Origin of the sequence: Solibacillus sp. FSL W7-1324, assembly GCF_038008025.1 — a bacterium.
GTDB lineage: Bacteria > Bacillota > Bacilli > Bacillales_A > Planococcaceae > Solibacillus.
On sequence record NZ_JBBOYH010000001.1, the window covers coordinates 45,195 to 65,745 of the forward strand.

General features: G+C 40.6%; 16 protein-coding genes and 4 rRNA genes. 17 read left to right on the forward strand and 3 right to left on the reverse strand.

Translation table 11 applies throughout. The features are described 5' to 3' along the window. The first annotated feature begins 28 nt into the window (after positions 1-28). Positions 29-144 (forward strand): 5S ribosomal RNA (rrf, locus tag MKY71_RS00190). Between the two features lie 224 nt (positions 145-368). Here rrf (MKY71_RS00190) and MKY71_RS00195 read toward each other — a convergent pair. Together MKY71_RS00195 and MKY71_RS00200 are read right to left on the reverse strand one after the other, a co-directional pair. Beyond that, the gene (locus tag MKY71_RS00195; protein WP_339174637.1) at positions 369-1,301 is read right to left on the reverse strand and encodes a DNA primase; all 933 of its coding nucleotides are present in this window, start codon (positions 1,299-1,301) and stop codon (positions 369-371) included. 334 nt (positions 1,302-1,635) lie between these two features. Continuing rightward, on the reverse strand, positions 1,636-1,824 hold the full coding sequence (locus MKY71_RS00200; protein WP_339174638.1) for a hypothetical protein: 189 nt from the start codon (positions 1,822-1,824) through the stop codon (positions 1,636-1,638). Positions 1,825-2,455: 631 nt separating this feature from the next. Between MKY71_RS00200 and MKY71_RS00205 the strand changes: the two genes are divergently transcribed. From MKY71_RS00205 to rsmI, 13 genes are all read left to right on the forward strand, one after another. Next, positions 2,456-4,011: ribosomal RNA gene (locus MKY71_RS00205) — 16S ribosomal RNA — on the forward strand. Positions 4,012-4,242: 231 nt separating this feature from the next. Continuing rightward, a 23S ribosomal RNA gene (locus MKY71_RS00210) occupies positions 4,243-7,171 on the forward strand. 84 nt (positions 7,172-7,255) lie between these two features. After that, positions 7,256-7,371 (forward strand): 5S ribosomal RNA (rrf, locus tag MKY71_RS00215). Together the 16S, 23S and 5S rRNA genes form the textbook arrangement of a ribosomal RNA operon. 253 nt (positions 7,372-7,624) lie before the next feature. Continuing rightward, a complete protein-coding gene (locus tag MKY71_RS00220) occupies positions 7,625-9,046 on the forward strand; it encodes an aminotransferase class I/II-fold pyridoxal phosphate-dependent enzyme (protein WP_340731208.1) in 1,422 nt (473 codons plus the stop codon). 19 nt (positions 9,047-9,065) lie between these two features. After that, positions 9,066-9,695, forward strand: a complete 630-nt coding sequence (tmk, locus tag MKY71_RS00225; RefSeq protein WP_339174641.1) for a dTMP kinase — start codon at positions 9,066-9,068, stop codon at positions 9,693-9,695. 69 nt (positions 9,696-9,764) lie between these two features. Further along, positions 9,765-10,094 (forward strand): cyclic-di-AMP receptor, encoded by a 330-nt coding sequence (locus MKY71_RS00230; RefSeq protein ID WP_079523149.1) that lies wholly within the window; start codon positions 9,765-9,767, stop codon positions 10,092-10,094. Positions 10,095-10,231: 137 nt separating this feature from the next. Then, positions 10,232-10,672, forward strand: coding sequence for a YaaR family protein (locus MKY71_RS00235; RefSeq protein WP_339174643.1), 441 nt, complete (start codon positions 10,232-10,234; stop codon positions 10,670-10,672). Positions 10,673-10,776: 104 nt separating this feature from the next. Then, complete coding sequence (holB, locus tag MKY71_RS00240) at positions 10,777-11,799, forward strand: DNA polymerase III subunit delta' (protein WP_445683726.1); 1,023 nt, start codon at positions 10,777-10,779, stop codon at positions 11,797-11,799. Beyond that, entirely contained in the window at positions 11,792-12,607 is an 816-nt protein-coding gene (locus MKY71_RS00245) for a PSP1 domain-containing protein (RefSeq protein WP_339174645.1), read from the forward strand. The genes holB and MKY71_RS00245 overlap by 8 nt, the downstream gene beginning before the upstream one ends. Positions 12,608-12,630: 23 nt before the next feature. Then, complete coding sequence (gene yabA / locus MKY71_RS00250) at positions 12,631-12,993, forward strand: DNA replication initiation control protein YabA (protein WP_339174646.1); 363 nt, start codon at positions 12,631-12,633, stop codon at positions 12,991-12,993. Between the two features lie 87 nt (positions 12,994-13,080). Then, complete coding sequence (locus MKY71_RS00255) at positions 13,081-13,830, forward strand: tRNA1(Val) (adenine(37)-N6)-methyltransferase (protein WP_339174647.1); 750 nt, start codon at positions 13,081-13,083, stop codon at positions 13,828-13,830. Continuing rightward, positions 13,814-14,092 (forward strand): GIY-YIG nuclease family protein, encoded by a 279-nt coding sequence (locus MKY71_RS00260; protein WP_339174648.1) that lies wholly within the window; start codon positions 13,814-13,816, stop codon positions 14,090-14,092. Before MKY71_RS00255 ends, MKY71_RS00260 begins: the two co-directional genes overlap by 17 nt. Further along, positions 14,073-14,945 (forward strand): 16S rRNA (cytidine(1402)-2'-O)-methyltransferase, encoded by an 873-nt coding sequence (rsmI, locus tag MKY71_RS00265; RefSeq protein WP_339174649.1) that lies wholly within the window; start codon positions 14,073-14,075, stop codon positions 14,943-14,945. The genes MKY71_RS00260 and rsmI overlap by 20 nt, the downstream gene beginning before the upstream one ends. 115 nt (positions 14,946-15,060) lie before the next feature. Here the strand turns inward: rsmI and MKY71_RS00270 are convergent, their stop codons facing one another. Further along, positions 15,061-15,339 carry an AbrB/MazE/SpoVT family DNA-binding domain-containing protein gene (locus MKY71_RS00270; protein ID WP_008408305.1) on the reverse strand — a complete coding sequence of 93 codons (279 nt, stop codon included), beginning with the start codon at positions 15,337-15,339 and terminating at the stop codon, positions 15,061-15,063. Between the two features lie 340 nt (positions 15,340-15,679). Here MKY71_RS00270 and metG point away from each other — a divergent pair, with 340 nt between their 5' ends. The 3 genes from metG to MKY71_RS00285 all read left to right on the forward strand — a co-directional run bounded on the left by metG (position 15,680) and on the right by MKY71_RS00285 (position 20,078). Further along, positions 15,680-17,641, forward strand: coding sequence for a methionine--tRNA ligase (gene metG / locus MKY71_RS00275; RefSeq protein ID WP_339196783.1), 1,962 nt, complete (start codon positions 15,680-15,682; stop codon positions 17,639-17,641). A 250-nt stretch (positions 17,642-17,891) separates the two neighbouring features. Further along, complete coding sequence (locus MKY71_RS00280) at positions 17,892-18,665, forward strand: TatD family hydrolase (protein ID WP_339174651.1); 774 nt, start codon at positions 17,892-17,894, stop codon at positions 18,663-18,665. Positions 18,666-18,878: 213 nt separating this feature from the next. Next, positions 18,879-20,078, forward strand: a complete 1,200-nt coding sequence (locus tag MKY71_RS00285; RefSeq protein ID WP_339174652.1) for a ubiquitin-like domain-containing protein — start codon at positions 18,879-18,881, stop codon at positions 20,076-20,078. Positions 20,079-20,551 lie beyond the last annotated feature (473 nt).

Genomic DNA, 20,551 nt, shown 5'->3' on the forward strand with positions numbered 1-20,551 from the left:
TTTCAAGGGTTTTTAAAGCCCACTATAGTGAAGTGATGATGGCAAAGAGGTCACACCCGTTCCCATACCGAACACGGAAGTTAAGCTCTTTAGCGCCGATGGTAGTTGGGGGCTTCCCCCTGTGAGAGTAGGACGTCGCTTCGCATATGTAAACCCACTGAGAAATCAGTGGGTTTTTTTGTTTTGTTTAAATTAAAATGTAATCAACTTTAGCTTTAAATTTAGAGTAACTAAGATATTTCCAGAAAGGAAATAAAGATAATAAGCTGTGCTTACAGAAAAAATTAGAATTGAAATGTTTCTATAGCCTTTTAGCATATTATTTACGTAATTTCAAAGCGCTCCCTTAAATAAGGAAGCGCTTTGAATCACTCATCTTGATAGCTTAAAGATTGTTCATGGTATTCCAGGAGTGCCTGGGTTAATTGTTTAGTAAATTTTTCTTCAATGTATGCTGCGATGTAAAGCTTTTTATCGACTTCCAATTGCGCAGAACGAAAAAGTTTTTGGAAAAGAGTCGGCTTTTTTTGTTGAGAGTACTGTTGAACTGCTTCATTTTGCAAACGGCTAAGCACAAGCTGCTCGATCGCTTTTTCCCTAATTCGAATTGCGATATCCTCTTTATTCGAAGCCATGATTTCTTCTACCTTCATTTTCAATTCCGTATTTTCCTGTTCAAGCTTTTTAGTAGCCATTTGTATTTCTCCCAATTCCTGCGAAGGTTCTGGAGGGAGGGCTTTAATTTCCTGTTTAAAGAAATCGTGGTTCAAGCTTAGCTGCATTTGCTTGGTCTCTTCATTATGTTCCATTTTAAATAAACCTGTCTTCATAATCTGCTCTAGTGCTTGGCTCATGGCATTGAGTCTGTACTCAATGTTATCAGGCATTCCGACTTCAGTTGTGGTTGAAGTTCTCTTTTTGACAATATGGCCGTCCTTATTAATACGTAACAGCTGCTTTAAACCTTTTACTCGATATTCGTCTTTTAGCAGTAAAATCATGCGCAATTTTAAAACGGCTTTGAAGTCTAAACGGATAACGGATGCGGTAGTAGGATTTGAGGCCTCATCATCAAAGAGATACTCTTCAAACGGTTTAATATAGTAACGTATCTGTGCATCAGTGACATCAAACCAGCTGGCCACTTCAGGTGTGGAATAGAATTTTTTTTCGATGAGGTTGGACAAATAAGGTTCCGATAAAAAGAGTTGTTCAGTTGGTGTTTCTTTAATCACTAAATACAGCGGATCATCTGCAAAAATTTCTTTAATACGGTTCTCTATCGAAATCGTTTGTTCCATTTTTTCTTCTCTCCTGTTCTACGGGGAATTTTTCTATTCTATGCTTTGCTAAATTTACTTCTCTACTTTTTTCTATTCTTAATCGTTCAGTTTTATACCAATTTTTTAAAAAGAGTTGAAAAGATATTTTATAAGTTAATTAAAGTATGGAATGATCAAGAATTTTTGAAGTTGCTTTTTTTAGTGATAACTGTTATTTCTGAAACAATTGAAAAAAGAGGGATATAGGAAACTTCTATTATATTGAGGGAAGTGAAGGAATCTTGGCTCAATTAATTTGCTGATCATTATAAAGGGGCCTTCCTAAAGTATTTAGAAAGGCCCCTTGTCTATTTTACTTTTTAAAAACATTTGGATTGGTAAGGCGAATTGATTGGACTTCCCCGCAGTTTGTACAAAAAGTATAAATCTTTTCAGATCCAACAAACGAAACTTTACTTTTCCTTAGTAACAAGTAATCTGTAGCTTCATCTAGTTCAGTACCTCCACAGTTTTTGCATTTTTGATCTTCAATAGGTGTCATATTAATTTCCTCCTTTTGTTATATAATGTATATACGTATATTTTGTAAAAAAGTTACAATTTTTATTACGTATAATTTTAATTTCAATAGTTTGTATTTCTCGTAAAAGAGTTAGAAACTTTCATTATGAAGAAGGCTTTAAGTTCGAAGGTACAGACAGCGTAAAATTGATTATAGTAATTGGAAGATTAAAGGGGTAACAACATACTTTAAAAAGGGGAGAATTCTTAACCGAAACTTCTGTGCAGGACAATGAAAAATATGAGATTGATTTATATGAAGAATATTATACTGAGTTTGCCTTAGTTGTTGATAGAAACACAAAATAAATGCGTTTAGTATACTAAATCAAAAAAAGTTATAAAAAACTATTGCTAAGTGAATAATATCATGATATATTATTATAAGTCGCAACGACGACAATGAATATCGAAAAAACATTTCAAAATAAATGTTGACATAACATTTTTGAAATGGTAAGATATAAAAGTTGTCACTGAGGCGACACAATGAACCTTGAAAACTGAACAAGCAACGTTAATGAAACAAGCTTCTTAAATGAAGCAAACAATAGATTTCAACTTCTAACGAAGTTGGATCGCTAGCAAAGCAAATGAGCTTTCAAACTACTTTTATGGAGAGTTTGATCCTGGCTCAGGACGAACGCTGGCGGCGTGCCTAATACATGCAAGTCGAGCGGAAATTTTATTGGTGCTTGCACCTTTAAAATTTTAGCGGCGGACGGGTGAGTAACACGTGGGTAACCTACCTTATAGATTGGGATAACTCCGGGAAACCGGGGCTAATACCGAATAACACTTTTTAACACATGTTTTGAAGTTGAAAGACGGTTTCGGCTGTCACTATAAGATGGACCCGCGGCGCATTAGCTAGTTGGTGAGGTAACGGCTCACCAAGGCAACGATGCGTAGCCGACCTGAGAGGGTGATCGGCCACACTGGGACTGAGACACGGCCCAGACTCCTACGGGAGGCAGCAGTAGGGAATCTTCCACAATGGACGAAAGTCTGATGGAGCAACGCCGCGTGAGTGAAGAAGGATTTCGGTTCGTAAAACTCTGTTGCAAGGGAAGAACAAGTAGCGTAGTAACTGGCGCTACCTTGACGGTACCTTGTTAGAAAGCCACGGCTAACTACGTGCCAGCAGCCGCGGTAATACGTAGGTGGCAAGCGTTGTCCGGAATTATTGGGCGTAAAGCGCGCGCAGGTGGTTCCTTAAGTCTGATGTGAAAGCCCCCGGCTCAACCGGGGAGGGTCATTGGAAACTGGGGAACTTGAGTGCAGAAGAGGATAGTGGAATTCCAAGTGTAGCGGTGAAATGCGTAGAGATTTGGAGGAACACCAGTGGCGAAGGCGACTGTCTGGTCTGTAACTGACACTGAGGCGCGAAAGCGTGGGGAGCAAACAGGATTAGATACCCTGGTAGTCCACGCCGTAAACGATGAGTGCTAAGTGTTGGGGGGTTTCCGCCCCTCAGTGCTGCAGCTAACGCATTAAGCACTCCGCCTGGGGAGTACGGTCGCAAGACTGAAACTCAAAGGAATTGACGGGGGCCCGCACAAGCGGTGGAGCATGTGGTTTAATTCGAAGCAACGCGAAGAACCTTACCAGGTCTTGACATCCCGGTGACCACTATGGAGACATAGTTTCCCCTTCGGGGGCAACGGTGACAGGTGGTGCATGGTTGTCGTCAGCTCGTGTCGTGAGATGTTGGGTTAAGTCCCGCAACGAGCGCAACCCTTATTCTTAGTTGCCATCATTCAGTTGGGCACTCTAAGGAGACTGCCGGTGATAAACCGGAGGAAGGTGGGGATGACGTCAAATCATCATGCCCCTTATGACCTGGGCTACACACGTGCTACAATGGACGGTACAAACGGTTGCCAACCCGCGAGGGGGAGCTAATCCGATAAAACCGTTCTCAGTTCGGATTGTAGGCTGCAACTCGCCTACATGAAGCCGGAATCGCTAGTAATCGCGGATCAGCATGCCGCGGTGAATACGTTCCCGGGCCTTGTACACACCGCCCGTCACACCACGAGAGTTTGTAACACCCGAAGTCGGTGAGGTAACCTTTTGGAGCCAGCCGCCGAAGGTGGGATAGATGATTGGGGTGAAGTCGTAACAAGGTAGCCGTATCGGAAGGTGCGGCTGGATCACCTCCTTTCTAAGGATTTTTCGGAATCATTCCCTCGGGGAATGAAACATTAACGTTTGCTGTTCAGTTTTGAAGGTTCATTCTTAAATGAATGAAATACTTCAAAACATTTGTTCTTTGAAAACTGGATAAAACGACATTGAAAGCAATAAATCAAATTTCTATTTTATAGATTTTTAAACAAGTCAAGCAATTGACGTGTAAACTTAAATCTTGGACTCGTTCCAAGTGTTAACTTTTGGTTAAGTTAATAAGGGCGCACGGTGGATGCCTTGGCACTAGGAGTCGATGAAGGACGGCACTAACACCGATATGCCTCGGGGAGCTGTAAGTAAGCTTTGATCCGGGGATTTCCGAATGGGGGAACCCACTATCTTTAATCGGATAGTATCTTCACGTGAATTCATAGCGTGTCGAAGACAGACGCAGAGAACTGAAACATCTAAGTACCTGCAGGAACAGAAAGAAAATTCGATTCCCTGAGTAGCGGCGAGCGAAACGGGAAGAGCCCAAACCAAAGAGCTTGCTCTTTGGGGTTGTAGGACACTCTATACGGAGTTACAAAAGAATGAACTAGACGAAGCGACTTGGAAAGGTCCGCGAAACGAGGTAAAAGCCCTGTAGTCAAAAGTTCATTCCCTCCAGAGTGGATCCTGAGTACGGCGGAACACGTGAAATTCCGTCGGAATCCGGGAGGACCATCTCCCAAGGCTAAATACTACCTAGTGACCGATAGTGAACCAGTACCGTGAGGGAAAGGTGAAAAGCACCCCGGAAGGGGAGTGAAATAGATCCTGAAACCGTGTGCCTACAAGTAGTTAGAGCCCGTTAATGGGTGATAGCGTGCCTTTTGTAGAATGAACCGGCGAGTTACGATTACGTGCGAGGTTAAGTTGAGAAGACGGAGCCGCAGCGAAAGCGAGTCTGAATAGGGCGAATTAGTACGTGGTCGTAGACCCGAAACCAGGTGATCTACCCATGTCCAGGGTGAAGGTGAGGTAACACTCACTGGAGGCCCGAACCCACGCACGTTGAAAAGTGCGGGGATGAGGTGTGGGTAGCGGAGAAATTCCAATCGAACCTGGAGATAGCTGGTTCTCTCCGAAATAGCTTTAGGGCTAGCCTCGTGATTGAGAATACCGGAGGTAGAGCACTGTTTGGACTAGGGGGGCATCTCGCTTTACCGAATTCAGACAAACTCCGAATGCCGGATATTTATACACGGGAGTCAGACTGCGAGTGATAAGATCCGTAGTCAAGAGGGAAACAGCCCAGACCACCAGCTAAGGTCCCCAAGTAATCGTTAAGTGGAAAAGGATGTGGCGTTGCTTAGACAACCAGGATGTTGGCTTAGAAGCAGCCATCATTTAAAGAGTGCGTAATAGCTCACTGGTCGAGTGACGCTGCGCCGAAAATGTATCGGGGCTAAACGATTCACCGAAGCTGTGGATGCATACTTTGAGTATGCGTGGTAGGAGAGCGTTCTAACAGCGTTGAAGTCAGACCGGAAGGACTGGTGGAGCGGTTAGAAGTGAGAATGCCGGTATGAGTAGCGAAACATGGGTGAGAATCCCATGCACCGTATGACTAAGGTTTCCTGAGGAAGGCTCGTCCGCTCAGGGTTAGTCGGGACCTAAGCCGAGGCCGATAGGCGTAGGCGATGGACAACAGGTTGATATTCCTGTACCACCTCCTCACCGTTTGAGAAATGGGGGGACGCAGTAGGATAGGGTAAGCACGCCGTTGGTTGCGCGTGTTCAAGCAGTAAGGCGTGTATGTAGGCAAATCCGCATACTTTAACGTTGAGCTGTGATGACGAGCTCGTATGAGCGAAGTTCCTGATTTCACACTGCCAAGAAAAGCCTCTATCGAGGTGAGAGGTGCCCGTACCGCAAACCGACACAGGTAGTCGAGGAGAGAATCCTAAGGTGTGCGAGAGAACTCTCGTTAAGGAACTCGGCAAAATGACCCCGTAACTTCGGGAGAAGGGGTGCTTCTTTGGGTGCATAGCCTAGAGAAGCCGCAGTGAATAGGCCCAGGCGACTGTTTAGCAAAAACACAGGTCTCTGCAAAACCGTAAGGTGACGTATAGGGGCTGACGCCTGCCCGGTGCTGGAAGGTTAAGAGGAGCGGTTAGCGCAAGCGAAGCTGTGAATTGAAGCCCCAGTAAACGGCGGCCGTAACTATAACGGTCCTAAGGTAGCGAAATTCCTTGTCGGGTAAGTTCCGACCCGCACGAAAGGCGTAACGATCTGGGCACTGTCTCAACGAGAGACTCGGTGAAATTATAGTACCTGTGAAGATGCAGGTTACCCGCGACAGGACGGAAAGACCCCGTGGAGCTTTACTGTAGCCTGATATTGAATTTTGGTACAACTTGTACAGGATAGGTAGGAGCCAGAGATCTCGGAGCGCCAGCTTCGAAGGAGGCGTCGGTGGGATACTACCCTGGTTGTATTGAACTTCTAACCCATGCCCCTTAGCGGGGTAGGAGACAGTGTCAGGCGGACAGTTTGACTGGGGCGGTCGCCTCCTAAAGAGTAACGGAGGCGCCCAAAGGTTCCCTCAGAATGGTTGGAAATCATTCGTAGAGTGTAAAGGCATAAGGGAGCTTGACTGCGAGACCTACAAGTCGAGCAGGGTCGAAAGACGGGCTTAGTGATCCGGTGGTTCCGCATGGAAGGGCCATCGCTCAACGGATAAAAGCTACCCCGGGGATAACAGGCTTATCTCCCCCAAGAGTCCACATCGACGGGGAGGTTTGGCACCTCGATGTCGGCTCATCGCATCCTGGGGCTGTAGTCGGTCCCAAGGGTTGGGCTGTTCGCCCATTAAAGCGGTACGCGAGCTGGGTTCAGAACGTCGTGAGACAGTTCGGTCCCTATCCGTCGTGGGCGTAGGAAATTTGAGAGGAGCTGTCCTTAGTACGAGAGGACCGGGATGGACATACCGCTGGTGTACCAGTTGTCTTGCCAAAGGCATCGCTGGGTAGCTATGTATGGACGGGATAAGTGCTGAAAGCATCTAAGCATGAAGCCCCCCTCAAGATGAGATTTCCCATTACGCAAGTAAGTAAGACCCCTGAAAGACGATCAGGTAGATAGGTTCGAGGTGGAAGTGCGGTGACGCATGCAGCTGACGAATACTAATCGGTCGAGGACTTAACCACATTTTATTGCACAACTCAATGAAACGTTTATCCAGTTTTGAAAGAATGAAAATTCTTTTCAAGGGTTTTTAAAGCCCACTATAGTGAAGTGATGATGGCAAAGAGGTCACACCCGTTCCCATACCGAACACGGAAGTTAAGCTCTTTAGCGCCGATGGTAGTTGGGGGCTTCCCCCTGTGAGAGTAGGACGTCGCTTCGCACATGTAAACCCACTGAGAAATCAGTGGGTTTTTTGTTTTGTTTAAAAGCTAATACTATATATTATTTTACTGCAGAAAGTAACCATTATAATTTGTTCAAAAAAGGGTTTTGTTGTCATTGAGTATTGGGGAAATGAAAGCCTAGAAGCAATGATGGATGCAGTTACTAATAGTCGTAATTCCAACGCCAATGGTGGTCTGAAAGACGGATGCATCTTATAATAGAAGGACAATGAAAATGAGGTGAACGTGGTGAACAATGATCGACCAATCGTTCAAGCATTAAAAAAGTTTGTTGCGGATGATCCGCAATCTTTTCATGTGCCTGGACACAAATATGGGTTGCTTTCGAATTTACCCAACGAAATAAAACAGGCATTAAAGTACGATGTAACCGAACTGACAGGACTGGATGACTTCCATCATCCAGAAGAAGCCATTCAACAGGCAGAGCAGCTTCTCGCATCAACATATGGAGCAAGTCGTAGTTTCTTTTTAGTGAATGGCTCAACAGTTGGAAATTTGGCTATGATCTATGCAACATGTGAAAAGGGAGATACAGTACTTGTTCAAAGAAATGCACATAAATCTATTTTTCATGCATTGGAACTTGTAGGAGTGAACCCTGTATATGTTTCACCAAAATGGGATATAAAAAGTCAGACAGCAGGTTGTATTGATTTTAAAACATTAGAGCAAGCGGTAGCGAGCTATCCCAATGCGAAAGCCGCTATTTTTACGTATCCGACGTATTACGGTGTAACAGCAGATGATTTGGCAAAACAAATTGAATTGTGTCACGTATATAACATTCCTGTTCTAGTTGATGAGGCACATGGAGCCCACTTAACTGTATCTGAGAAGCTGCCCGCATCGGCACTGGGGTTAGGTGCAGATATTGTTGTCCAGTCCGCACATAAAACATTACCTGCTATGACCATGGCTTCCTTTTTACATATGAAATCATCATTAGTAAGTGAGCAGAAAGTAAACCGTTATTTACGTATGTTACAATCGAGTAGTCCGTCGTATTTACTGTTAGCTTCCCTAGATGATGCAAGAAGTTATGTGGCGAATTATACGGAAACTGATTATGCGTATCTCATGGAGAAGCGCAAGCAATTGATTGAATCTTTGACAACTTCTACAGATTTACAGGTTATAGAGGTAAACGATTCATTAAAACTATTAGTCCGTGCTCCGGGTTATACAGGATTTCAATTAAAAGAGGCATTAGAGAAATTTCATGTATATGTAGAATTGGCAGATGCAAAACAAGTACTTTTAATTTTACCGTTGTTAAAGCAGGGAGACTCTTATTCAATTGCGGATATATGTAACCGTATGAAAGAGGCATATACACATTTAAAAAAGTTTCCAACCATTGAAAATACAAATGAAATCGAAAGCTTCGAAACGACGGCTATTACACAACCTCAGTATAGCTTTGATGAAATAGAGAAGGCAGAAAAAGAATGGATTCCCTACAACCGAGCTATCGGACGTATTGCAGCTACAACACTTATTCCGTATCCTCCTGGAATTCCATTACTTGTACAAGGTGAAAAAATTACGGGAGTACAAATTGGCCAGTTAGAGGAGCTGCTTGCCATCGGGGCAATGTTCCAGGGAGATCATAGATTACAGGAGAAATTAATACAAGTCATAATATAGATGCAGGGAGAATATAAAAATGCAAAGGAATTTATTTATTACGTTTGAAGGCGGGGAAGGTGCCGGAAAAACGAGTGTATTAAAGGCAGTTGGCGAGCGTTTAAAAGAAAAGCGTATTGAGGCATTACTAACACGTGAGCCAGGCGGGATTGAAATCGCTGAGAAAATCCGGGCCGTTGTTTTAGACCCGGCACATACAAAAATGCATGAGCGAACAGAAGCATTATTATATGCTGCAGCACGGGCACAGCACTTCTACGAAAAAATTATGCCTGCATTGGAACAAGGAAAGCATGTACTATGCGATCGATTTATTGACTCATCATTGGCATATCAGGGCTATGCACGGGAAATCGGAGTTGATGATGTACTTGCCATTAATGAATTTGCGATAGGAAAGCGTCTTCCGGATATAACGATTTTCTTTAATATTGCACCTGAAAAAGGATTAGCACGAATTCATGCGACACGCAGCGATGAAATTAACAGATTGGATACGGAAGGTCTGGCATTTCATAAAAAAGTATATGAAGGGTACGAGGAAGCGATGAGACGATACCCTAACCGTTTTAAAATGGTGAATGCCGACCAGCCTATCGAGATGGTGGTAGAAGAAGTATGGGGGATTTTAAATCCGCTATTAGGGTAAAAGTAAATGAAGTGTACCTTTTATTTATGATATAATAGAGGAACCAATTCAATGAAGGGGTGAGTACGGATGAAGTTAGTAGTAGCAGTAGTGCAAGATCAAGATAGCAACCGCTTATCGAATGCATTAACGAAAAACAACTATCGTGCGACAAAATTAGCGAGTACAGGTGGATTTTTACGATCGGGGAATACGACATTTTTAATAGGTACGGATGATTCTTTAATTCCGAAGTTATTAGATATTATTCGTGAAAATTGCCGGTCACGTGAGCAAATGGTTGCTCCTGTATCTCCAATGGGGGGTAACGCAGATTCTTACATCCCGTACCCTGTTGAAGTTGAAGTTGGAGGAGCGATTGTATTTGTATTACCAATCGAACAATTCCATCATTTTTAATTTCTTTCAACAGACTGAAGGAAATTGAAGCCCCAGTCGGTATTGGTAAATTTGCGCAGCCAACATGACTTGCGCGTATACAACCGAGTTCGGTAGTAAGTATAGTGGGGCGTTATTTTTTTGGAGGCGAATGGTAAATGAAGATTAATCAAGATCTCCGCACAAATTTAAATGCGAATCGCAATGATTTGCGTCCGGCAAATCAAAACGGCAATCGCTTTGGTGACATGATTGTAAAGCAAGAGTCGAAAATGCAGTCAGAGCAGCTCACAAGATTAATGGGCGATATTTCTACAGCGGGAGACCGTGTAGCACGATCACGGAATTTACGTGAATTGGCACGCTTTAAAATGCTTGTGAAACGTTTTTTGCAGGAAGCTGTAGATTATGGACTTGAGACGAAGCAATCACATACATGGAACCGATTTGGTGAAGGCCGCCGCTTAAAAATTGTCGAAACAATTGATGAGCATCTTGTCGAATTGGCAGAAGATATTTTAAATGAAGAAAAAGAGTCTATTGAGTTATTAGCGAAAATTGGCGAGATTAAGGGACTTTTAATAAATCTGTATATGTAATAAATGCCCGTGTCTTTGATGTGCACTAGACACGGGCATTTTTCCAGGCAGAATATATATTGTTTGAATTGTACATAGGGCATTCAAATAAATAGAAGCAGGAAATGAAAAAGGTGAGGGAATTGACACGAACTATTGAAGAGCTTACAAAGCTGCAACCTGTAGTGATGAAGCAACTACAAACAATTGTAGATAAAGATCGTTTAGCACATGCCTATATATTTGATGGTGAAAAAGGTACGGGCAAACGTGATGTCGTCTCTTTTTTTATGAAACTTCTTCTTTGCGGAAATTTGTCAGAAAATGTTCCATGTGAAACATGTCGAAATTGCAGACGGGTCGATTCGGGAAATCATCCGAATATTTGGCAAGTAGAGCCTGATGGACAATTTATTAAAATTGATCAAATAAGAGATTTAGTTGCTGAAATGAAGATGACAGGTGTAGAGGAAGGCAAGAAAATTTATGTGCTGCACCATGCAGATAAATTAAACATTGCTTCTGCTAATATGCTTTTAAAGTTTTTAGAAGAACCGGACGGACAGGTCGTGGCAATTTTATTAACTGAGCAAATTCAATCTATCATTCCGACGATTCGTTCTCGTTGTCAGCACATTAAATTTGCTAAAGCACCTCGTACTACGCTGCTCGATCAGCTAGTAGAACAGGGAATTACAAATTCAATGGCATCGACAACAAGCATGGTGACAAATGATCTTGAAACAGCTATTGCACTTGCAAATGATGAGCAATTTGTACTTGCACGAAAAACAGTGTTAAAATTAGTAGAGATTGTTCATCAAAATGTTCATGAAGCACTATTATATATTCATGAAGAATGGCTACCACTCTTCAAAGAAAAAGAAGATATGGAGCTAGCACTGGATTTGCTGCTGTTTGCGTACCGCGATATTGTAGCGATTAAAGCGAATCAGCAAGCAAAGTGCACGTATCCCGATATGTATCAACGATTTAATGAAATGGCGCTCGTATTGACATATGAAAAGCTGTCACGACAAATGCAGTCTATTTTGCAGGCCCGCACGAATTTAAATCGTAATATGAATCGTACGTTATTGATGGAACAGCTTATGCTGAATCTTCAGGAGGGGTATACATTTGTATAATGTAGTCGGAGTTCGCTTTAAAAAAGCGGGTAAAATATATTATTTTGATCCAGCCGCTTATATTTTGGAAGTTGGCGAATATGTAATCGTAGAAACTGCGCGGGGAATTGAATATGGCAAGGTCGTTGTACCAATGCGACAAGTCGGGGAAAATGATGTTGTTTTACCATTAAAACAAGTAGTTCGCCCAGCCAATGAACGTGATCGTTTCCAGGTAGAAGAAAACACTATTGAGTCAAAGCGTGCCTTTGAGTTAGCGAATACGAAAATTGTGGAGCATTCGTTGGATATGAAGCTCGTTGACGTTGAATATACATTTGATCGTAATAAAATTATTTTTTATTTTACAGCAGAAGGACGTGTAGATTTCCGGGAATTAGTAAAGGATTTAGCTAGTGTGTTCCGTACGCGAATCGAGCTACGTCAAATTGGTGTTCGTGATGAAGCGAAACTGCTTGGCGGGATTGGTCCATGTGGAAGAATGCTTTGCTGTTCGACATTTTTAGGTGATTTTGAGCCGGTGTCGATTAAAATGGCAAAGGACCAGAATTTATCGCTGAATCCGACAAAAATCTCCGGTTTATGCGGACGTTTAATGTGTTGTCTAAAATACGAAAATGATGATTATGAAATTGCAAAAGAAGGTATGCCAGACATCGGTGATTTATCAATGACACCAGAAGGCGAAGGCAAAGTCGTCGGATTAAATGTATTAGAGCGACTCATTCAAGTATATTTGACGAAGCAGGAGCGTATGGTTGAATATACGCTTGAAGAGCTTATGCAATATGAGAAAAATCTGATATAGATAGAATTAATGGGGTGGCTTGAGTGAAGGACCGTAATTTTTTGGATACTGTTATGGAGTTCGAACAACAGCTTGAATCAATGCAACAGCAATTTAGCGCACTTAAGCAATTTGTTGCGCATATGATGGAGGAGCATCAGACGCTTCAAACAGAAAACCTTCACCTACGTACGCGCTTAGAAGAATTATTAGCGAATGAAGCAACTGCAAGTAAACGAGTAGTAGAAGAGCTGAAAAAAGAACCAGTAGATATTGGCGAAGGGTACGATAATTTAGCAAGGCTTTATAATGAAGGTTTCCACGTATGTCATGTGCATTTTGGAAGCTCACGTAAAGGTGAAGATTGTTTGTTCTGTCTATCATTTTTAAATAAACAAAATGGTTAAAACAAAAGGCTGAATCTGCTAAAGTAGATATCAGTCTTTTGTTTAGAAAAGGCTGATTAAAATAGCCGTTAAGTGGAGGATTTAATAGTGGAACAATGGTTGAAGGATGATGAACGATTAGATTATTTACTGGCGGAAGATTTACGGATTATTCAAAGCCCGTCTGTCTTTTCGTTCTCATTGGATGCAGTATTGCTGGCGCGTTTTGTACAAGTCCCAAAAAATAAAGGACATATTATTGATTTATGTTCAGGCAATGGGGTAATTCCTCTTTTTTTGAGTGCGCGGACAAATGCAAAAATTACAGGTGTAGAACTGCAGCCGCGGTTGCATGATATGGCAACACGCAGCATTGCATACAATGACTTGGCACAACAGATCGACATGCAGCTAGGTGATGTAAAAGATGCACCTGGTACACTTGGTATTGAAAAATATGATGCTGTCACATGTAACCCTCCTTATTTTTTGGCACATGAATTAAGTGAAAAAAATACGAGCGAGCACTATGCGATTGCTAGACACGAGCTTTATTTAACACTTGATGAAGCAGTCGAAGCAACAAGCCGTCTATTAAAACAAGGTGGAAAGGCAGCCTTTGTACACAGACCAGGCAGGCTTTTGGATATTGTTAGTGCGATGCGTGCAAATCGTCTGGAGCCGAAGCGTATTCAGTTTGTTTATCCGAAACGCGGAAAAGAAGCGAATACATTGTTGATTGAAGCAATTAAAGACGGAAAGCCGGACTTGAAAGTATTGCCACCATTATACGTATATGAGGATAACAATGAGTATACGCCAGAAGTGAGGGCACTATTATATGGAGAAGGAAAATAAACATTACTTTTATGTGGTAGAGTGCAGTGATGCATCACTATATGCAGGCTATACGAATAATTTAGAAAAGCGAATTGCAGCACATAATGCAGGTAAAGGGGCAAAATATACACGGGCACGCGGACCGGTAACATGTATTTATTTTGAAACATTTGAAACAAAACAGCAGGCCATGTCCGCGGAATATGCCTTTAAACAATTAAAGCGTCCCCAAAAAATAAAGTATATAAGGAGTGCTACAGATGAACTCACAAAAAAGTAGCCAGCACGAACAAGGAAGCTGCCTATACTTAGTAGCGACACCTATTGGCAATTTAGAAGATATGACGATGCGTGCACTGCGTATATTAAAAGAAGTCGATATTATTGCTGCAGAAGATACGCGCAATACGAAAAAGCTATGTAATTATTTCGATATTCAAACACCGCTTATTAGTTATCATGAACATAATATTGAAGTAGGCGGAGAGAAACTGCTGGGCTATTTACAAGAAGGAAAATCCATTGCGTTAGTAAGTGATGCAGGTTTACCATGTATTTCGGATCCTGGTGCGGATATTGTCGTAAAAGCAGTCGCGGAAGGGTTTGCTGTTGTACCAATCCCTGGAGCCAATGCCGCTTTAACCGCTTTGATTGCATCAGGACTTTCTCCACAGCCATTTTATTTCTTCGGATTTTTAAAACGAAATAAAAAGGAACGCCGAGAACAGTTGGAAAAATTGTCGAAACGTGAAGAGACGCTGATCTTTTATGAAGCGCCACATCGTTTGAAGGAGACATTGAAAGACTTACAACTCGTATTAGGTGACCGCAAAATTACCCTGGCACGGGAATTAACAAAGAAATTTGAAGAGTTTTTACGAGGTACAATAGACGAAGCGATCATTTGGGCAAATGAAAATGAAATACGCGGTGAGTTCTGCATCGTGCTGGAAGGGAATACTTCCGGTGAGGTCGATGAAGAAGAAGAAGCGTACTGGACGTCTATGTCATTGGAAGACCATGTTACTTATATAATAGAAGAAACTCAAATTTCTTCAAAAGAAGCCATTAAAGAAGTGGCCAAATTACGCAATTTACCGAAACGTGACGTTTATCAGGCATACCATCAATAAAAAAGCGTTGAAAAGTCAACATACTTTTCAACGCTTTTTTTATTTGGTAATATAATACTTTACTTTACTTAATTTAGTAAACGCGTAGCCGCTTCAGTTATTTAAGTAAGTGGTATTATTTTTTTAAGTTTTCTTGAATTTCTTTCATTAGTGCTTCGGCACCTTCAGAAGACAAGATTAATTTACCGCCTACTAAACGCATGTTTTCATCAGAAACTTCACCAGTTACTGCACATGTCATATTAGGCATGTATTTTTTTAAGATGATTTTGTCGTCATCCACATAAATTTCTAAAGCGTCTTTTTCAGCAATACCTAATGTACGGCGTAATTCGATTGGAATAACTACACGTCCTAATTCGTCTACTTTACGTACGATACCTGTTGATTTCATATTAATATTTCCTCCTATATAAAAAAGTTATTTAAATTCGTCAAAATTCGACATCATCCTGATCTAGTTAAAATCATACCAACTAATACCATAAACGTCAATAATTTAGCATTCATATTTCCTTCATTTAAGGAACTTTTTTGTCATATTTGTACTTTTTAAGGAAATTATAAAAAAAAATTACCATAGAAAATTGTGAATAGTCGGAAAGATTTAACCATTTCCCAATATTTAGTTTTGATTTTTCGACAAATCTGAATTCCGATAAACTTTCATTGAAACAATTTTCGTACTTCGTTAGAATAAGACTTATACTTAACAAACAAATGGAGGCACTTTCGTGAGTGAACAACAAACATTCTATATAACAACCCCAATTTATTACCCGAGTGGAAAATTCCATATCGGTACTGCATATACGACAGTTGCATCTGATGCAATAGCGCGATATAAGCGTTTAAAAGGATTTGATGTCCGCTTTTTAACAGGCATGGATGAACACGGACAAAAAATTCAAGAAAAAGCACAGGAAGCAAATATGCATCCACAAGATTATGTAAATGAAATTGCTGAAGGTGCCAAAAAATTATGGAATACTATGGATATTTCCTATAATGACTTTATTCAAACCACTGAATCACGTCATAAAGATTCTGTAGAGAAAATTTTCCAGAAGTTTTTGGACAACGGCGACATTTACAAAGGTGAATATGAAGGACTTTATTGTGTCCCTTGCGAGTCCTACTATACTGAGACGCAATTAGTCGATGGAAAGTGCCCGGATTGTGGACGAGATGTGCAAAAAGTTAAAGAAGAGTCATATTTCTTTAATATGAAGAAATACGCAGACCGCCTGCTTGCTTATTATGAAAATAATTTAGAGTTTATCGAGCCGGAATCTCGCAAAAATGAAATGATCAATAACTTCATTAAACCGGGTCTGGAAGATTTATCTGTTTCACGTACTTCATTTGACTGGGGAATTAAAGTACCAGGGAATCCGAAACACGTTATTTACGTATGGGTCGATGCATTATCGAACTATATTACTTCATTAGGATACGGTTCTGACAATGAAGAACTATTCAATAAATACTGGCCGGCAGATGTCCATGTAGTAGGGAAAGATATTGTTCGTTTCCATACAATTTACTGGCCGATTTTCTTAATGGCATTGGATTTACCCTTACCTAAGAAAATTTTTGCACACGGTTTCATTATGATGAAAGACGGAAAAATGTCGAAATCTAAAGGGAATGTCGTGTATCCGGAAATGTTAATCGAGCGATATGGTTTAGATGCAACACGTTATTTCTTATTGCGTGAGCTGCCATTTGGTCAAGATGGCGTATTTTCACCTGAATCATTTGTTGAGCGTACAAATTTCGACTTGGCAAACGATTTAGGAAATCTTTTAAATAGAACAGTTTCCATGATGAATAAGTATTTCGATGGGGTAATTCCTACTGAAAACTTGGAAGCAACACAATATGATGCAGCATTAAAAGAACATGCTGAAAATGTACGTGTTAAATATGAAGAAAGTATGGAAAAAATGCAGTTTAGTGTCGTACTTTCTGAAATATGGTCATTAGTTTCACGCACAAATAAATATATTGATGAAACTTCTCCATGGGTATTGGCAAAAGAGGAATCTGACAAAAATAAACTTGCCGCTGTTATGAACAATTTGGCAGAAAGCTTACGTCATATTGCAGTGATGATTCAGCCATTTATGACAAATGCGCCAAAACAAATTATTGAACAATTAGGTCTTGATGAAAAATCATTACATTGGGACACAATTGAAACATTCGGCAATGTTATTCCGAAAAACATAAAAGTTGCTGAAAAAGGAACACCAATTTTCCCGCGTCTTGATACAGAAGTGGAAGTTGCTTACATTCGTGAGCAAATGCAGAGCTCTGTAAAAACAGTACAGGAAGAGGAAACAACAACGGTTGAAGCACCGGATACAGAAGAAATTACAATTGACGATTTCATGAAAGTAGATTTACGTGTTGCAACAGTAGTAGCATGTGAACCAGTTGCGAAAGCCAAGAAATTATTAAAGCTTCAGGTTGATTTAGGTTATGAACAACGTCAAGTTGTATCGGGTATTGCAGAGCATTACAAACCGGAAGAACTTATCGGTAAAAAGGTAATTGTCGTTGCAAATTTAAAACCTGTTACATTACGCGGCGAATTATCTCAAGGGATGATTTTAGCAGGCTCACATGACGGAGTTTTAACATTGGCTACTGTTGATCCGAAATTAGCAAATGGTGCACAAGTAAAGTAATGTGAAAACAGTCTGTTGGACCCGAAAAGTTCAGCAGACTTTTTCATTTACTTAATAATATATAATAATAAATTATATAAATATAATTTAATTTTGGATGAAAAAGGATGATAAGTGGATTACTGGGATAATGGTTATCGTTTTATAATATGTAAACAATAATAAAAGAGTATTTTGTAATCTATATGTAATAATACTGAAAACTAAGAAATATGATCTATGAGTACAATACACGATAGGAGAAATGAAGATGAAAACATTTATAGATACACATGTCCATTTAAACGCAGATCAGTATGATGAAGATTTACAGGAAGTTATAGACCGTGCTATTGCTGCAAATGTTGAAAGGATGGTTGTAATCGGCTTCGATAAAAAAACGATAGAGCGTGCGATGCAACTAATAGAGGATTATGATTTTATTTACGCAGTAATCGGTTGGCACCCGGTAGATGCAGTTGATTGTACAGATGAGTTTTTAAACTGGATCGAACAGCTTGCGCAGCACCCTAAAGTTGTTGGAATCGGTGAGACTGGTTTGGATTATTACTGGGATAAATCTCCGAAAGATATACAGCAGTATTGGTTCCGTAAGCAGATTCAATTAGCAAAAAAGCTCGAATTGCCAATTATTATTCATAATCGTGACGCAACAGGAGATGTTGTGCAGATTTTAAAAGAAGAAGATGCAGCAGCTGTGGGCGGGATTATGCATTGTTTCGGCGGTAGTGTTGAAACAGCTCGCGAATGTATAAACATGAATTTCATGATTAGTCTTGGGGGACCGGTAACATTTAAAAATGCACGTCAGCCAAAAGAAGTCGCGGCAGAAATTCCACTGGAACATTTGCTGATTGAAACAGATGCGCCGTATTTAGCTCCGCATCCATTTCGAGGAAAACGAAATGAACCGGCATTCGTTACATTGGTGGCAGAGGAAATTGCTCGCCTGAAGGAATTGCCTGTGGAAGAAGTTGCTAAAAAAACTACGGAAAATGCCAAGCGCTTCTTTAAAATTCAATGATGAAAAACTCTAAAAAACAGTAGAAATTAATTTCGGATTTTTACGTTAGGATTGTTTTTCTAAGTGCAAAAGCTTTAAGATGATAAGTCGCCTCCAATACTAGTTGCAGTACGAGTTCAAGCAAAATGCCCAATTTTTGATAAATTCTTTTTTATTGACAGTAAGAAAACTAGTACGTATAATCCAACTTTGTATTAAGGAGGCGTTATTTTCATGTCAAATCAATCCATGAAAAGCCAGTTCTTAGGATCATTGAGGAGTAAGCAAACAGGGGTCCGAATTCTTTCTGTAGTCCTGTTTGTATCTGTAATTGCATTTGTTCTATACCATGGAACTAAAACTCCTGTCACGTTAACAGTTGACGGAGAAACCACAAAAATTTATACACACGCAACTACGGTTGATGAGCTACTGACAGCTCAAAATATAGATTATACAAAATACGATAAAGTATCACCCTCACTGAGTACCAGTATTGATAGTGGAATGTCAATAGAATGGGAACAGGCAAAAGAAGTAGTAATTTCAGTTGATGGAAATCAGTCTAAAGTTTGGACAACTGAAAATGTAGTGAAGAACATTTTGGAAGAAGCAAATATTGAAGTAACAGAGCATGATCTTGTATCACAAAGCTTAGATACAGAAGTAGGAGCCGATAACAAAATCGATATTCAAAAAGCGTTTCAGTTAACGCTTGTCGATGGCAAAAAAGAGAGACAAGTATGGTCCACTTCGACTACGGTCGCTAACTTTTTAAAACAACAAGAGGTTCAATTAGGAGAATCGGATCGGGTCGACAAAGGTTTGGAGGAAGTTATCACTCCAAACGATAAAATCGCAGTTGTTCGCGTAGAAAAGGTTACCGATGTAGTGGAAGAATCAGTAGATTTCGCAATTGAAAAGAAAAATGATTCTTCTTTATTAAAGGGCAAAGAAAAGGTTGTTTCAGAAGGTAAAAAAGGTAAAGTAGAACGCACATATTCTATCGTTAAAGAGAATGGTAAAGTCGTATCGAAAAAGCTTGCTTCTGAAAAAGTAGTTGAAAAACCAAAAACAAAAGTTGTATCTGTAGGGACAAAAGTTGTCACTGCAAATGTTTCCCGATCTAGTGAACCAAGTTCAGGGAAAGAGTTTTATGTAACTGCAACAGCATATACACCAAATTGTGCAGGCTGCTCAGGTATTTCGGCAGCAGGTCTTAACCTGCGCGCAAATCCGGATATGAAAGTTATTGCAGTAGACCCAAAAGTTATTCCATTAGGAACAAAAGTATGGGTTGAAGGCTACGGGAATGCTGTAGCTGCTGATACAGGCGGAGCTATAAAAGGTAAAAAAATTGATGTTTTAGTACCGACAACGTCCAAAGCAAAAAGCTGGGGACGTAAAAAAGTTCGTATTAAAGTATTGAACTAAATGATTTTTTGCAATTTCAAGCTGAAGTGGAAGAACCTTTGAGAAAGTGATGGAAGTCACTAAACACATATTTTTTGTGATAAAAGCTGACCGACTTGCTATTCTTCAAGGGAAATCTGAATACAATCATGCCGAGGCATAATTGTTTATTCAGCTGTTTTGTATGTTCAACAATCCAAAATGTATATCGGCTTTCTCGCTTTTTGACTGATGGCGAGGGAGCTTTTTTCATTGTGAAGGAAATCTAGATTTTAGCAATGGTTATAACTTTGTAAGAAAGTTTTGTCCCCGTCTAGGCTAAAGCGCCAGCTCCTCGCACCATTTCGGTCCCTCGTGCAAAAGGGGTGGAGCGTTTACTTTTGCGTCCGGCTCTCCTAGTCTTGCGGCTCACACGACGTGAGTCATTGGGGGCATGCCACATGGATGTGGCGTTTTGCCCACTCGGAGCTAAACGGGCGCTTGAGCACTTTTGT

Excerpts from the sequence above, each read along its gene's own strand:
- holB (WP_445683726.1), top strand. The coding sequence starts at position 10,777 with ATGAAAAAGGTGAGGGAATTGACACGAACTATTGAAGAGCTTACAAAG.
- MKY71_RS00195 (WP_339174637.1), bottom strand. The coding sequence starts at position 1,301 with ATGGAACAAACGATTTCGATAGAGAACCGTATTAAAGAAATTTTTGCA.
- MKY71_RS00280 (WP_339174651.1), top strand. The coding sequence starts at position 17,892 with ATGAAAACATTTATAGATACACATGTCCATTTAAACGCAGATCAGTAT.
- MKY71_RS00230 (WP_079523149.1), top strand. The coding sequence starts at position 9,765 with ATGAAGTTAGTAGTAGCAGTAGTGCAAGATCAAGATAGCAACCGCTTA.
- MKY71_RS00260 (WP_339174648.1), top strand. The coding sequence starts at position 13,814 with ATGGAGAAGGAAAATAAACATTACTTTTATGTGGTAGAGTGCAGTGAT.
- MKY71_RS00200 (WP_339174638.1), bottom strand. The coding sequence starts at position 1,824 with ATGACACCTATTGAAGATCAAAAATGCAAAAACTGTGGAGGTACTGAA.
- MKY71_RS00270 (WP_008408305.1), bottom strand. The coding sequence starts at position 15,339 with ATGAAATCAACAGGTATCGTACGTAAAGTAGACGAATTAGGACGTGTA.
- rsmI (WP_339174649.1), top strand. The coding sequence starts at position 14,073 with ATGAACTCACAAAAAAGTAGCCAGCACGAACAAGGAAGCTGCCTATAC.
- MKY71_RS00285 (WP_339174652.1), top strand. The coding sequence starts at position 18,879 with ATGTCAAATCAATCCATGAAAAGCCAGTTCTTAGGATCATTGAGGAGT.
- tmk (WP_339174641.1), top strand. The coding sequence starts at position 9,066 with ATGCAAAGGAATTTATTTATTACGTTTGAAGGCGGGGAAGGTGCCGGA.
- MKY71_RS00235 (WP_339174643.1), top strand. The coding sequence starts at position 10,232 with ATGAAGATTAATCAAGATCTCCGCACAAATTTAAATGCGAATCGCAAT.